This window comes from Mesorhizobium sp. WSM4832 (assembly GCF_055811115.1).
Map to the genome: position 1 here is coordinate 86,098 of NZ_JBVVQH010000027.1, position 14,305 is coordinate 100,402.

A 14,305-nucleotide genomic window follows, 5' to 3' on the forward strand; every position below is an offset into this window, starting at 1 on the left:
CAGCCATATCGCTTCGGAATGCGCTGCGGCTCCGGCCGAACACGACACTCCGTAAGCCGACTGAGATACAGAGGCGCAATGACGGTTTTATTGCAAGCGCGGGACGACAGCATCGAAATAGCCGATATGTGATCGGCGCGTATCGGCAGCGGGGCGACAAGCCACCTGAATTGTCCTACAAATCCCCTTGCCTCTTCCCGGCGCTCGCCACGGCGCTTCTTCAACAATTGCGAGGACTGACATGGAATACCGCACGCTGGGCCGTTCCGGCTTGAAAGTCTCGACATTGACGCTTGGCACCATGACCTTCGGCGGCTCGGGCCCATTCGCCGCCGTCGGCAATTCCGATCTGGCGGAAGCCAGGCGCATCATCGACACCTGCATCGATGCCGGCATCAACCTCATCGACACCGCGAATGTCTATTCCAACGGCCTCTCGGAAGAGATCATCGGCGAGGCGCTTGGCGGCAAGCGCAAGAACGATGTGCTGATCGCCTCGAAGGCGCGCATGCGCATCGGCAGCGGCCCCAATGACGAAGGCCTGTCGCGCCACCATCTGATCCGCGAATGCGAAAGGAGCCTGAATCGGCTCAAGACGGACGTCATAGACATCTATTTCGTCCACCAGTGGGACGGGCTGACGCCGCTGGATGAGACGGTCTCGGCGCTCGACACCTTGGTCAACCAGGGCAAGGTCCGCTATATCGGCTGTTCCAATTACTCGGGCTGGCAGGTGATGAAGGCGCTGGCTGTCAGCGACAGCCGCCATCAGGCCCGTTTCGTCACCCAGCAGATCCACTACACGCTGGAAGCGCGCGAGGCCGAATACGAATTGCTGCCGATCTCGGTCGACCAGGGCCTCGGCGTGCTGGTCTGGAGCCCGCTGGCCGGCGGCCTGCTGTCCGGCAAATATCATCGCGACAGCCCAACCGCGCGCCAGATCGGCGGCTGGAAGGAACCGCCGATCCGCGACGAGGATCGCCTGTGGCGCATCGTCGATGTGCTGGTCGATATCGGCAAGGCACGCGGCGTCTCAGGCGCGCAGGTGGCGCTTGCCTGGCTGCTCGGCCGTCCTGCAATAAGCTCGCTGGTGATCGGCGCCCGCAATGAGGCGCAGCTCGAGGACAATCTCGCCGCGGCCAGCCTTTCGCTCACCGAAGAAGAGCGCCAGCGCCTCGATGCCGTCAGCCGGCCACCGGTGCTTTACCCCTACTGGCACCAGCAGTACACGGCAAGGGACCGTTTCGGACCGGCCGATCGGGTGCTCGACCGCTCTCATGCCTAGGGCGCAGCGAGGGTGTTTTACGCAATTCCGGACGGAAGGCTACGGCGAAGCCGAGCCTGACCGCTACGCACTTTTCCTGGAATTGCCTTAGCCGGCGATAAAGCGCCAGACTTCCGCGTCGGGCTTTATCTGCCCGCTCAGCACGAAATATTTATAGAGGACGAGCAGCGAGATCGCCTGCTCGTCCGGCTCGTTGCCAAATTTGCGGCAATAGGCGTTGGCGGCGGCGGTGATCCGTCCCGCCTCGTTGGGATGTTTTTCGAAATAAGCCACCTTGTCGGCCAGGTCGGAGAAATCCTGCTCCAGCGGCACGTAGTGGACATTGGGCTCGACCTGGGCTTCGGCGAACCAGGTTTCGTAAGTCGGTTCCGGCATCAGGCAGAGCGAATTGGAGCTCATGATCCATTTCAGGTTTGTCGCGACATCATTGCCTTCGAGCGAGACGATATAGCGATAACGCCGTTGTTCCTCGATGTTCAGAAACGGCTTGCGGTATCCGTCCGGCGCATCGGCCCTGTGGGAGCCCGCATCGCAGATCGGCAGGTCGGCGGCCATTTCCACGAAGCGGGTGCGAATCGGGTTGTTGAGATGCCCGCGCCAGACCACCATCGGACGCTTGGCCGCGAAAGGCAGGCTGTCGGGCGGCATGTAGAAGTGGCGGAACTTGTTGAGCTTCATCAGCACGCCGTTCGCGTTGTCGTCGCCGATGGGCCGGTCCTTGACGATCCTCGGAAACTCCGGAACGCCGACGACGTCGCCGTATTCGAAATCGATCAGCAGGCCGGGATCGAAGTAGCGGGCGAATTCCTTGAGGTCGTAATAATACATGCTGGAAGAGGACGGCAGCTTGCCGACGGCTATGGCGTCCGGACTGGGCACGAACGGGTGCTCCAGCTTGTTGTAGTAGTTCAGTCGCTCGCGGACCGTCTTGCCCGAAAGCCTGGCCTGCTCAAGCCTGCTGGCCAGGCGATCGCGAAACAGTGATTGCGGTGCGCGGTCACGCGCGAAATTGCGCGCGTAATAGAACAGCTTTGCGGCGGTTCGTGAAATTGTGGCCATGCGTCCGCGAGTTCAGCAAGATAGTCAACGGTAGTCAGCCTTCATCCCCCTAGTCTCCTACAGCATTCTCCCGGTCATGTTGCAAGCCCGCTAATGCGAATGGCCGCGCGATACCTACGCTGCGACGACGGCGAATCCCCTGGCGCGCAAGCCGCGCCGGTCGTCATGCAGCGAGGTGACCAGCCGATCGCGACTGCCGGCGATGTGATCGGAAAGCAGCCGCGCCGCTGCGTCGGCATGACCGGCCCCGACGGCGGCCAGGATGGCGTGATGTTCGGCCCAGGCGCGGTCGAGCGCCTTTTCATCGCGCACCTCCAGCCAGCGCGCCCGCGACAGCCTGGTCATCGCGTCGCGAACCCCCCTGAGCAGAAACTCGTTGCCCGAAAGCCTTGCCAGTTCGATGTGGAAATCCATGCCGACGCGGTGCCACTCCTCGCGCGGTGTCTCGGCATCGCAGGAATCAAGCATCGCGGCGATCACGTCGATCCCGCCGCGGTCTTCGAGCGCCGCCGTCAGGCGGACCGCCGCGACCTCGACCGCCTCGCGGTAGACGGCGATCTGCCCGAGTTCCGCAAGGTTGATCGGCGCCACCGTCCAGCCGCGGCCGTCACGGCCGATCAGCCCTTCCGTCTCCAGGCGCAGCAGCGCCGCCCGCACCGGTGTGCGCGAGGCGCCGAAACGGCTCTCGATCCAGCGCTCGGTCAACCTTTCGCCCGGGCCGATCTCCAGCCCGAGGATCATTTCGCGAAGCTGCCTTTCGACGTTCTGCATCTGCGACATTGTCGTCCCGCTTTCCAAAGCCGCATTGACAAGCGGCACGTGCCAGGTCCATGACGGATACCGGATTGGTATCCCAAATTGGTATCCGCAACAACCCCAGCATTGGCACGCGTGACATGACGCCCAACGGATCCGAACAGAGCGGCTTCAACATCCATTGGCGCCGCAACCTTGCCGTCTGCTTCGCCGGCTCATTCAGCACGCTTATCGCCATGACGCTGCTGCTGCCGTTCCTGCCCCTCTATGTCGAGCAGCTCGGCGCCGTTGGTCACGCGGCGATCGTGCAGTGGTCGGGCGTCGCCTATGGCGCGACCTTCTTCGCGGCCGCGCTGGTCGCGCCCTTGTGGGGTCGGTTGGGCGACCGCTACGGCCGCAAGCTGATGCTGGTGCGCGCTTCCTTCGGCATGGCGATCTGCATGTCGCTGACCGGCATGGTTCAGAGCGTCTGGCAGTTGGTGCTGCTTCGGCTGCTGATCGGCTTTGCCGGCGGATATTCGTCGGGTTCCACGATCCTGGTGGCGATGCAGACGCCGAAAGAGCGCTCAGGCTGGGCGCTGGGCGTGCTGGCGGCTGGCATAACGGCGGGTTCGCTGGTCGGACCGCTGCTCGGCGGCCTGCTGCCGCCGCTGATCGGCATCCGCGCGACCTTCCTGCTTTCGGGCGCCGTCATCTTCCTGGCGTTCCTGGCGACGACTTTCCTGATCAAGGAGAATCCGCTGGCGCCAAAGCCCGCCTCGACGGCGAAACCGAAAAGCGGCTGGTCGCAGATCCCCGACAAGCGGCCGATCGTCGCCATGCTGGCCACCGGCATGCTGCTCGCCTTCGCCACCATGTCGATCGAGCCGATCATCACCGTCTATGTGCAGCAGCTTATCGAGGACCAGAGCAAGGTGACCATGGTCGCCGGCGTGGTCATGTCGGCGGCGGCGCTCGGCACCATCCTGTCCTCATCCTGGCTGGGAAAACTCGCCGACCGCGTCGGCCATTGGAACGTCGTGGTCGGCGCGCTCGCGGTCTCGGCGCTGCTGCTAATCCCGCAGGCTTTCGTCACCAACGGCTGGCAGCTGATCGGCCTGCGCTTCCTGATGGGCCTGGCGCTGGGCGGCCTGTTGCCCTGCATCACCAGCGTCATCCGCCACAACATCCCTGACGGGATCGGCGGCAACGTGCTTGGACTGGCGATCTCGGCGCAATATGTCGGCCAGGTCGCGGGGCCGTTGTCCGGCGGCTTCGTCGGCGGGCATTTCGGCATGCGCTCGGTGTTTTTGGGCACGTCGGTGCTGATGGCGCTCGGCGCCGTCTACAACTGGATTGTCCAGTCGCGCCGGGCACGGCATATGCTGCTGGAAACCGGCGAGTCCTGACGGGGTCGCTTCCCGGCCAACCAGGACGGAGTGCACCATGACGAACCCTTCTGAGAAGGCTGCGAACAGCAACCGACTGTTTGTGCTGGCGGGCGGGCTTATCGGTGCAGCCGGCGTGGCGTTATCGGCGGCGGCCGCGCATCGCGGCGGCGCCTTTACCGGCACGGCGGCCAACTTCCTCCTGATGCATGCACCGGTATTCCTGGCCGTCGGCCTTGCCGGCGCCAACCGCTGCCTCAGGATCGCCAGCCTCGTGCTGCTTGCGGGCCTGCTCCTGTTCTGCGGCGATCTGCTCGCCCGCGACTTTCTCGGCTCGCGGCTGTTTCCGATGTCGGCGCCGATCGGCGGCACCCTGCTGATCGCCGGCTGGGTGGCGATCGCCGTCTCGGCGCTCTGGCGCCGTGGCCCGTAGACTATTTTCGGTCCGCACGCCGCTTGCGCTTGCGCACGGGCTGCTCGCCGACGCGGCGCCGCTCCGGCTGCTCGGTTCCGGGGGTGATGCCCCAATAGTTGCGGTAGATGTCCTGAAACAGACGACCAATCGGATGCATGACTGCTTCTCCTCAAGATTGAATCGATCCAATTTACTGGCACAAAAAAGGCTGGTCGATCAGCCGCGCTTGCGCTCCACGATGAAGCGCGCCTCACGCTTCCATGGGCTTGCCTTGCCGCGGCGCTTCTCACTCGTAGCGGCCGAGGCGATGCCCCAATCGTTGCTGTAGACGTCCTCGAACAAAAAGTTGACCGGATGCATGGCACCCTCCCTTTTGAAACCTGCTCCAAGCCGGCGGGATTGCAAACTTGGATCGATTCAAAAATAAGCCTTCCGCATTCGGAGTCAAGCAGAATTTTGAATCGATCCAACAAAAATGATAGGTGGACCGGAGATCGATCCCCGTTCATGTATTGCAGTGGGCGGTTCCGGGAGAACAGACATGGCATCACAGATCGAAGGCCAGGCTCGACCGATCCGGCTGGCGGATATCGCCAAGGCCGCGGGCGTCTCGCATGGCACGGCCTCCAACGTCTTCAGCCGCCCGGAGATCGTGCGCGCCGAGGTGCGCGAGCGGGTCAAGGCGGTGGCGGAGCAAATGGGCTATGCCGGCCCCGATCCGAAAGGCCGCCTGCTGCGCGCCGGCAAGGTCAACGCCATTGGCGTCGGCACGACCGAGCCCCTCTCCTATTTCTTCGAGGATCCCTTTGCCCGCGTCATGATGGCCGGCATCTCGGAAGCCTGCGACGCTACGGGGGCGGGAATCGCGCTTGTGTCAGCCGCCAACCAGGAGAAGCTCGCCTGGAACATCCAGAGCGCGCTTGTCGACGGCTTCATCCTGTTCTGTATCGAAGGCGGCTCGCGCCTGGTCGAACTGACACGCGAGCGCAGGCTGCCTTTCGTGGCGCTGGAGCTCGGCTTCCACGATGAGACCATCTCGGCGATCGGTGTCGACAACATCGCCGGCGGACGGCTCGCGGCGCGCCATCTTGCCGAACTCGGACATCGCCGTTTCGCCGTGCTGTCGCTGACCCTCGGCGAGGACCGCACCGGTCTCGTTACGCCGGAAATGGTCCGCTCGGCGGTCTACACGGGAACGCGCGATCGTCTCGCCGGCTATTTCGAGGAACTGTCCAGCTTCGGTATCGATACGACGAGGATCCCGATCTTCGAAACCGAGAACGAGGAAAAGAGCACCAGGGCTGGCCTGGAGGCGATCTTCGCCGGCGGCGAGCCGCCGAGCGCCATCCTGGCGATGTCGGACAGGATGGCCATGATCGCCATCGACTGGCTGACCGCGCGAGGTCTGAAAGTGCCGCAAGACGTTTCCGTCGTCGGCTTCGATGGCGTGCCGGACGGCGCGCTTTGCGATCCGCCGCTGACCACGATCGCCCAGCCGATCACCGAGATCGGCCGCCGCGCCGCGCGCATGATCCTCGACCATGACGGCGCCGTGCGGCGCGAGACGATGGGCGTCGAGCTCGTCGTCAGGGCCTCGACCGGCCCGGCCCCGAAAGCCTGAGCAAGCCCAGAGCGTTTTTCCTGGAAGGAAACCGCCAGGCAGTTTCCTTTCCATTACATCAGTAGCCGCCTGCCCTCGCCGGCACCGGCCGCGCGCTGAAAGACCCGCGTGCGGGCTCCTCGCGCACCGGCTTGGCGCGGGACGGGCCGAGGCTGGCAAGCCATTCGAGATAGAGCGCAAGCGCGAGCTGCATGGCGATGCCGGCCGCGATCAGCAGCGTATCGTAGGCCAGCCCCCCTGGGTTGATCAGCTTCAGCACCTGCGCCGCCATGGCAAGCAGCGTGCCGGCGACGAACACCGGGAGTGAGCGCTTGCCCATGATCGCCAGCGGATTGTCGGGCCGCACGCGGAAGAGGTTCGAGACCGCCGGCAGCGCGACGATCAGATAGCTGATGGCGAGAATGTGCAGCAGCCGCGGCAGCGACAGGAAGGTCTTGTCGAAGCCGCCGATCACCACCGGCAGATTGAACCAGGTGATCTGGCCCCATAGCGGGCTGTGCACCCAGATCGCCGCGCCGGCCACATAGATGCCGGCGGCGCCCAGCAGCCACGGATTGACCGGGATCCGCCCGCCCCGCTTCACATGCAGCATGGCGGCAAGGCCGATGTTGAACAGGAACTGCCAGGACAGCGGATTGAGGAACCAGAGGCCAGGCTCGGGATAGTTCGGCGGCGCGATCTGCCAGATGCCGGCAACGAGCCAGAGCAGACCCGACACGATCAGCGCCGGCACCGGCCGATAGCTGACAAACAGCACGAAAGCGGGCGCCGCCAGAAGCAGCGCCGCATAGACCGGCAGGATGTTGTTGTAACCGAGCTGGTGGCCGAGCGTGACGATGCCGAGCAGCACCTGCGGCGTGTTCTTCATCAGCGGCTCGATGTTGATCATCGTCAGCATCTCGGGCCTGTGCGCGAACACCGCGGCGGCGCAAAACAGCGCGATTACCACCATCGTGATGACGATGTGGCAGATATAGAGCACGCCGGCGCGCCGCCACATCTTCAGTGTCGCGAGCAGTCGGCCGCCCGGCTTGAATTTCGTCCCATAGGCAAGCGCCACCGAGATGCCGGAAATCAGCACGAAGGCTTCGGCGGCATCGGAAAAGCCGAAATTCTTGTAGGTCCAGTTCTCGAAGACCGTGCCTGGCACATGGTCTACGAAAATGGTGAGCAGCGCGAGCGCGCGCAGGACGTCGATGCGCGTATCGCGCTCTGAAGGAACAGGCGTGGTCATCGACAAAAGGCCTCAAAGCTGGTTGTTCATTGCCAGCAAATGCGACCCCCGGGGCGCACCGCTTCGATTCCTCCCACCGGGAGTGTATCTGCGCAGAAACGGACTGAAATGCGCCGGGTTCAATCAACTTTCGCGGAGCGCGAAAATATTCCGTTTTGAAGCCGGCAAATCAACGAATCTCTCATGGAATCAAATAGATATGAGCATGTCCGAATATAGCGGCGAAAACAGCATTCTTCGCCGCGATCTCGCTTTCGCCTACCGCCTGTTGAAACCTGCAAACGCCAGCAGCGAATGCCTGTTCGTGTTGCACGGGTCGGGCGTCGACGAGACGACAATGCTGCCGCTCGCAATGCAGATCGCGCCACGCGCGGTAATCGTCGCGGCGCGCGGCCGCATTCCACAGGAGGACGGGTTTCGCTGGTTCGAGCGGATCACGCCGACCAGTTTCGAACAGGCCTCCATCCATGCCGAGACGGCCGCCTATGCCCAGTTCGCGGCGGAAGCCGCACGGCAACACGGGCTCGACCTGCAGCGTGCGACCTTCCTTGGCTATTCGAACGGGGCCAATGTCGTCTCCAGCCTGATGCTGCTCCATCCCGGCGTGGCCCGGCAGGCGGCGCTTTTGCGGGCGATGCCAGTGCTCGACACGTCGCCGATGACCGATCTCGGCGGAACACGTGTGCTGATCGTCGCGGGCGCCGCCGACCAGAACTACGGCCCTTTCGCGCCCGCGCTGGTGACGCTGTTCAGCCAGCGGCGCGCCGAAATCGACGCGCGCATTGTTCCCTCGGGCCACGAATTCGGCGATGCGGACGCGGCGATCGTGCGGCAGTGGCTGGCAGGGCCTATGCCGATCGCCTGACCGCGCCGGCGATCAGAAGGTTAAAGCCGGCCCTCGCAAACGTCCCGCAGCCATCCGCCGGTGCCAGCGAGCGCTTCGACGAGCGAGGGAGCAGCTAAACGCTTCGCCGATCCCTTAACCCTGCCCCATCCGGTTCCACGCATCGAGCCCGGCGATCTTGTAAGCCTCGGCCAGTGTCGGATAGTTGAAGGTGTTGTTGACGAAGAAGTCGACCGTGCCGCCGAGATTGATTACCGCCTGGCCGATATGGATGAGTTCGGTCGCGCCTTCGCCGACGATGTGGGCGCCGAGCAGGCGGCGGCTCTCGACCGAGAACAACAGTTTCAGGAAGCCGCTGCTGACGCCCATGATGTGGCCGCGCGAGGTCTCGCGGAAGCGCGCCAGGCCAACTTCGTAGGCGGCGCCACTTTCGCGCACCTGCTCCTCGGACTGACCGACGGTCGAGATTTCCGGCACCGCGTAGATGCCATAGGGAAAGCTCTCAGGCGGCGGCGGTAGGTGGACGCCGAAGGCATGGCATGCCGCCACCCGGCCCTGCTCCATCGACGTCGAGGCAAGGCTCGGGAAGCCGATGACATCGCCGGAAGCGTAGATGTTCGGCACGCTGGTCTGGAAGGTATGCGGATCGACCTTGATGCGGCCTCGGGCGTCGGCCTCGATGCCGACCGTATCGAGGCCGAGGCTGGCGACGTTGCCGGTGCGGCCGGCGGCGTAGAGCACCATCTCGGAGCGGATGGTGCGGCCGTCGGCCAGCGTCACCTCGGCGTGGTCGGGCTTCGAAGCGATCTCCTTGACCATGCTGCCGAGGCGGATTGTCATGCCCCGGTCGCGCATCTGGTGGATGAAGTCGTCGACGATCTCGCGGTCGATGAAATCGAGGATGGTGTTGCGCGGCTCGACCAAGGTCACCGGTACGTCGAGCGCCGAAAAGATAGTGGCGTATTCGACGCCGATGACGCCGGCGCCGATCACCGTGAGCGTACGCGGCAAATGATGAAGCTCCAGCATCTCGTCGCTGTCGAAGACGCGCTTCCTGTCGAAGGGCACGTCGGCCGGACGATGCGGCCGGGTGCCGACGGCAATCAGCGCGTTGGCAAAGCCGACCTCGCTGTAATCGCCATTATCCGCGGTCAGGCTTACCTTGTTCGGCGTGAGGAACTTCACCGCGGCGCGCGCGCTCCTCACCGTGTTGCGCATGAACTGGTGCTGCAGCACCTCGACCTCATGGTCGAGGGTCTTGTGCAGCCGGTCGACCAGATCTGAGATCGAAATGTCCTGCTTGACCCGGTAGCCGCGCCCGTAGAAGCCGCGCTCACGCCAGCCCGAGAGGTTGAGCACCGTCTCGCGCAGGGTCTTCGACGGGATGGTGCCGGTATGCACCGAGACACCGCCCAGGCGCCTGCCCCTGTCGACCACCAGCACCGACTTGCCGAGCTTGGCCGATTGCACCGCGGCGCGGCGTCCCGAAGGGCCGCTGCCGATGACCAGCATGTCGTAGTCCATGTCCCCGTCCCCTTTGTGCGCCGCAGCAAGCTAGACCGGGAAGAATGTCATGTTCAACTGGCAACGCGCCATTCCGGCGGTAAACGAACCCGCCAATGCGACCAAAAGCGCGCGAGGAGCGCATCCTGGCGCTGACACAGGAATATCGCGATTATCTTGGGCGGGTTCGCTACAGGCTTTTCCCCGGCATTTCTGATGTCGCGCCGGTCCGCCGGCCAACGCCTTCCTTGAATTCCAGGCCGCCTTCACCATTTGACAGGGCGGCAGGCATCCTCATGCGGATGCCGGGATCGAGGAACGGACATGAACGCACGCGTATTGGACGGCGAGATCATCGCGACCAGGTTCGACGACACCCGCGCCTATCGTGGGGTGCGGACAAGGCGCATCTTTGCCTTCTTGCTCGACTATTTCTTCGTCGCGCTGCTGACCATTCCTTTCGCCATCCTGGTCGCCATTCTCGGGCTTTTGACGTTCGGCCTCGGCTGGGCGCTGTTTTCCGTCCTGGTGCCGATGGTCGCCATCCTCTACATCTGGAACACGCTTGGCAGCCGCGACCAGGCAACGACCGGCATGAAGATCATGGGAATCCGCCTGGAGAAGCTCGACGGCAGCCGCATCGACGGCATGACGGCGGTGGTGCACTCCGTGCTGTTCTGGGCCGGCAACGTCATCCTGACGCCGCTGGTGCTGCTGGTCACGCTGTTCTCCGACCGCAAGCGCACGCTGCACGACCTGCTGCTCGGCACCGTGGTCACGCGCACCGACATCTGACGGTGTCCACGGCCGCGTCCATCAAGCCACTGCGCCGCCTACGCCTAATTATGAACAGCTCAAGGCCGCCGCGGCAGCATAATCCTGTTGAATTTTTCGCCGACCGGGCCAAAGGTAGGGCGATTCGCAGGAGCGTTTCCAAGATTAGATGACGCAGCATCCGACCCAGTCGCCGCAGTTCTTCCTGACAGCGCCGTCACCGTGCCCCTATCTGGAGGGACAGTTCGAGCGCAAGGTGTTCACGCACCTTGTCGGCGACAAGGCGCCGGAGATGAACGACCTGCTGACGCAAGGCGGCTTCCGGCGTTCGCAGAACATCGCCTACCGCCCGGCTTGCGAGTCCTGCCGCGCCTGCGTTTCGGTGCGCATCCTGGCGCAGGAATTCGAGCCCAGCCGCAACATGCGCCGCGTCCTCCAGCACAATGCCGATCTCGTCGGCGCCATGCATGACGCGCAGCCCTCGACCGAGCAATACTCGCTCTTCCGCAGCTATCTCGACGCCCGTCATCGCCGAGGCGGCATGTCGGACATGACCGTGCTCGACTATGCGATGATGGTGGAAGACACGCATGTCGACACCAAGATCATCGAATACCGGCGTCGCGGCCCTGACACTTTCATCACTGGCAAAGGCCAGGGCGAACTGATCGCCGTGGCGCTGACCGACAAGATGGCCGACGGCCTGTCGATGGTCTATTCCTACTTCAATCCCGACTTCGAGGACCGCTCGCTCGGCACTTTCATGATCCTCGACCACATCGCCCGCGCCAAGGCGATGGGCCTGCCCCACGTCTATCTCGGCTACTGGGTCAACGGCTCGCGCAAGATGAGCTATAAGATGCGCTTCATGCCGCAGGAGCATCTCGGTCCGAAAGGCTGGGAACGCTACGACCACGAAGCGGTCAGTCGCTGATCCGCCCCACGCTTCATCCTTAAACTGTTCCAAAGGAGGAGGACGCTGGTCCGTCGGCCGTCAGGCTGGAAGGACCGCGGCATGGCCGCTACGCGCCTCCTCAAGATTGCTTTGCGAGATTGCCAAGTGTCCACCCATACCGATCACCAAAAAGGTCTGCTGATCACCGCCATTGGCGGCTTGACGCTGACCGTCGATATACCGCTGATCCGGCTCGCCGATGGCACCCCCTGGACGATCATGATGCTGCGCACCGGCACCACCTTGCTGGCGGGGCTGGTGATGTGGGCCATCTGGCGGTCGTTGGACAGGAACGCACCCCGGCTCATTCCGGGCTGGTCGGGACTTGCAGTGGCATTCTGCTACGGCATGACCGGGATAACTTTCGTCACCGCGGTCTATCACACCTCGACAGCCGACCTTGTCTTCATCCTGGCCTTCAACACCGTGTTCGCGGCGCTGCTGTCGTGGCTCTTCCTCAAGGAACGACCCCGGCCTGCAACCGTGATCGCCATGCTGGTCATGATCGTCGGCGTGCTGATCATTGTCGGCGGCTCGGTCGGAACCGGGCATCTGTTCGGCGATTTCATGGCGCTGTGCTCGACCCTGTTCGTGGCGATCGCCATCACCATTTCCCGCGCCAGCGGCAAGGACATGGGCTTTACAGCCCTGGTCGGCGTCGTCCTGCCGTTGGCGCTCGCGGCCTTCATGGTTTCGGGCGAAGGGCTGCATGTCACGGCGCCCTGGTGGATCATCTTCAACGGCGCCATCATCATGCCGATCTCGTTCTTCTGCCTCGCCAATGGGCCGAAATACATTTCCGGCCCCGAGGTGGCGATGTTCTATCTGTTGGAAACGGTGCTGGCGCCGGTCTGGGTCTGGCTGATCTTTGCCGAGACACCGTCACGCAACAGCTTGATCGGCGGCACGATCCTGATCGTGGCGCTGGTTGCCCATTCGCTTTGGCAATTGCAGGAGGGTCGCAAGCGCCGCGCCGACCTGGTGGTGCATCACCCGGCTTGAATCTTCCTGGTCTCTGCCGCCACCTCGATCTGCGGCCGCCCGCTGCCATCATCAGCGGCGGCCGGAGGCTCATCCATGATCTCGACCTCGCGCAGCCATTCGCGCCAGATGGCGACAAGCAGTGCCATCAACACCGGGCCGATGAACAGGCCAAGAAAACCCATCGTCTTGACGCCGCCGATCAGGCCGAAAAAAGTCGGCAGGAACGGCAGCTTGATCGGCCCGCCGACCAGTTTCGGGCGCAAGGTCTTGTCGACGATAAAGAGCTCGACCGCGCCCCAGATGAACAGCGCCAGCCCTGCCATCGGCGAGCCGCTGGCGGCGAGATAGATCGACACCAGGGTGAAGGAGAGCGGCGCGCCGCCGGGGATCAGCGCCATGATGCCGGTCAGCGCGCCGAGCGTCACCGGCGACGGCACGCCGGCCAGCCAGTAAGCGATGCCGAGCACGAGGCCCTCGCCGATGGCGATGACGGTCATGCCAGTCACGGTCGACGAGATGGTCGCGGGCACGACACGCGAGATGCGCTCCCAGCGCGTCGGCAGGATTCGCTCGCCGAGACGGTCGACCTGCGCCGCAAAGGCCTCGCCGTCGCGATAGGCGAAGAACAGCGCGATCATCATGAACAGGAGCGTCAGCACCAGGCCGAAGGCGCTGCCACCGGCGGCCAAAGCGCCGCGATAAATGCTGCCGATGTTGGAGCCGCTGATCAGCTGGATCAATTCGCCGATGCCGCCAGGGTGGCCGAGATAGCCGGTCCACTGCTCGTTCAGCCACTCGCCGACGACAGGCATGGTGGCGATCCAACCCGGTGTCACCGCGCCGTGCCGGTTGGTCTCGATTGCCCAGGTCACCCACTCGCGCAGTTCGTTGATGGCGTAGGTGCCGGCAAGCGCGATCGGCACCACCAGGAACGTCAGGATGAACAATATGGCCAAGGTCGCGCCGACGGTGCGGTTGCCGCCGACGGCAACGAGTAGCCGGCGGTAGAGCGGCCAGCTGGCAAAGGCGATGACGAGCGCCGCCAGCACCGGGAACAGGAAGCCGTGGAAGAAATAGACGCCGGCGGCGGCGATCAGCACCAGAAGCCAGCGCGCCGCGGAAATTGGCGGAATGACGGCTGCCCGAAGCGGTGTCGAAAGACCGAACAGGCGCTGCCCCGGCTTCTGAATCTCAGCCCGCTTCAACCCTGCGTTTCTCCCCTGCCCGATGGTTCAATGGATGCTTATGCACGATGATAGTGCAGCAATCGTGACGATAGTCCAAATGGCGCCTTTTCCTTCTCCCCTTGTGGGAGAAGGTGGATCGGCGCGCAGCGTCGAGACGGATGAGGGGTGTTCCAGCGGAGTGAGGCGCCGGCGTTCCCTGGAGCACCCCTCATCCGTCCGAGCTTCGCTCGGCCACCTTCTCCCGCAAGATCCTATGAGGGCGTGGATGGCGGCGCGATGTTTCGCCAAGATTGGTTTTCCACCCACGCAACAAGGGAGAAG

The 14,305-nt window shown here is 63.8% G+C and carries 15 protein-coding genes; 8 read left to right on the forward strand and 7 right to left on the reverse strand.

What is annotated here, in order from left to right:
- Positions 1-241: 241 nt before the first annotated feature.
- Positions 242-1,285: an aldo/keto reductase gene (locus tag AC0L2L_RS29740; protein WP_473583430.1), complete on the forward strand. Its 1,044-nt coding sequence runs from the start codon at positions 242-244 to the stop codon at positions 1,283-1,285.
- 87 nt (positions 1,286-1,372) lie between these two features.
- Here AC0L2L_RS29740 and AC0L2L_RS29745 read toward each other — a convergent pair whose 3' ends face one another.
- Complete coding sequence (locus AC0L2L_RS29745) at positions 1,373-2,344, reverse strand: glycosyl transferase family 90 (RefSeq protein ID WP_473583431.1); 972 nt, start codon at positions 2,342-2,344, stop codon at positions 1,373-1,375.
- 114 nt (positions 2,345-2,458) lie between these two features.
- Positions 2,459-3,124, reverse strand: a complete 666-nt coding sequence (locus AC0L2L_RS29750; protein ID WP_027167976.1) for a GntR family transcriptional regulator — start codon at positions 3,122-3,124, stop codon at positions 2,459-2,461.
- A gap of 116 nt (positions 3,125-3,240) precedes the next feature.
- Here AC0L2L_RS29750 and AC0L2L_RS29755 point away from each other — a divergent pair, with 116 nt between their 5' ends.
- Together AC0L2L_RS29755 and AC0L2L_RS29760 are read left to right on the forward strand one after the other, a co-directional pair.
- The gene (locus AC0L2L_RS29755) at positions 3,241-4,488 is read left to right on the forward strand and encodes an MFS transporter (protein ID WP_473583432.1); all 1,248 of its coding nucleotides are present in this window, start codon (positions 3,241-3,243) and stop codon (positions 4,486-4,488) included.
- Positions 4,489-4,525: 37 nt separating this feature from the next.
- Complete coding sequence (locus AC0L2L_RS29760; protein ID WP_473583433.1) at positions 4,526-4,900, forward strand: DUF423 domain-containing protein; 375 nt, start codon at positions 4,526-4,528, stop codon at positions 4,898-4,900.
- Between the two features lies 1 nt (position 4,901).
- Here the strand turns inward: AC0L2L_RS29760 and AC0L2L_RS29765 are convergent, their stop codons facing one another.
- Positions 4,902-5,039, reverse strand: a complete 138-nt coding sequence (locus tag AC0L2L_RS29765; RefSeq protein ID WP_473583434.1) for a hypothetical protein — start codon at positions 5,037-5,039, stop codon at positions 4,902-4,904.
- A gap of 59 nt (positions 5,040-5,098) precedes the next feature.
- The gene (locus AC0L2L_RS29770) at positions 5,099-5,242 is read right to left on the reverse strand and encodes a hypothetical protein (protein WP_473583435.1); all 144 of its coding nucleotides are present in this window, start codon (positions 5,240-5,242) and stop codon (positions 5,099-5,101) included.
- Positions 5,243-5,423: 181 nt separating this feature from the next.
- Here AC0L2L_RS29770 and AC0L2L_RS29775 point away from each other — a divergent pair, with 181 nt between their 5' ends.
- The gene (locus AC0L2L_RS29775; protein ID WP_473583436.1) at positions 5,424-6,503 is read left to right on the forward strand and encodes a LacI family DNA-binding transcriptional regulator; all 1,080 of its coding nucleotides are present in this window, start codon (positions 5,424-5,426) and stop codon (positions 6,501-6,503) included.
- A 58-nt stretch (positions 6,504-6,561) separates the two neighbouring features.
- Here the strand turns inward: AC0L2L_RS29775 and AC0L2L_RS29780 are convergent, their stop codons facing one another.
- On the reverse strand, positions 6,562-7,737 hold the full coding sequence (locus AC0L2L_RS29780; protein ID WP_473583437.1) for an OpgC family protein: 1,176 nt from the start codon (positions 7,735-7,737) through the stop codon (positions 6,562-6,564).
- A gap of 205 nt (positions 7,738-7,942) precedes the next feature.
- On the opposite strand from AC0L2L_RS29780, the gene AC0L2L_RS29785 reads away from it, so the two are divergent.
- A complete protein-coding gene (locus AC0L2L_RS29785; RefSeq protein ID WP_473583445.1) occupies positions 7,943-8,602 on the forward strand; it encodes an alpha/beta hydrolase in 660 nt (219 codons plus the stop codon).
- A gap of 114 nt (positions 8,603-8,716) precedes the next feature.
- Here the strand turns inward: AC0L2L_RS29785 and sthA are convergent, their stop codons facing one another.
- Complete coding sequence (gene sthA, locus AC0L2L_RS29790) at positions 8,717-10,105, reverse strand: Si-specific NAD(P)(+) transhydrogenase (protein WP_473583438.1); 1,389 nt, start codon at positions 10,103-10,105, stop codon at positions 8,717-8,719.
- Between the two features lie 303 nt (positions 10,106-10,408).
- Here sthA and AC0L2L_RS29795 point away from each other — a divergent pair, with 303 nt between their 5' ends.
- The 3 genes from AC0L2L_RS29795 (at position 10,409) to AC0L2L_RS29805 (ending at position 12,815) form a co-directional block, all read left to right on the forward strand.
- Entirely contained in the window at positions 10,409-10,879 is a 471-nt protein-coding gene (locus AC0L2L_RS29795) for an RDD family protein (protein ID WP_473583439.1), read from the forward strand.
- Between the two features lie 148 nt (positions 10,880-11,027).
- Positions 11,028-11,792 (forward strand): arginyltransferase, encoded by a 765-nt coding sequence (locus AC0L2L_RS29800; RefSeq protein ID WP_027167987.1) that lies wholly within the window; start codon positions 11,028-11,030, stop codon positions 11,790-11,792.
- Between the two features lie 126 nt (positions 11,793-11,918).
- Positions 11,919-12,815: a DMT family transporter gene (locus AC0L2L_RS29805; RefSeq protein ID WP_473583440.1), complete on the forward strand. Its 897-nt coding sequence runs from the start codon at positions 11,919-11,921 to the stop codon at positions 12,813-12,815.
- Here AC0L2L_RS29805 and AC0L2L_RS29810 read toward each other — a convergent pair.
- A complete protein-coding gene (locus tag AC0L2L_RS29810; RefSeq protein WP_473583441.1) occupies positions 12,803-14,002 on the reverse strand; it encodes an AI-2E family transporter in 1,200 nt (399 codons plus the stop codon). The two genes, AC0L2L_RS29805 and AC0L2L_RS29810, sit on opposite strands and share 13 nt — an antisense overlap.
- Positions 14,003-14,305 lie beyond the last annotated feature (303 nt).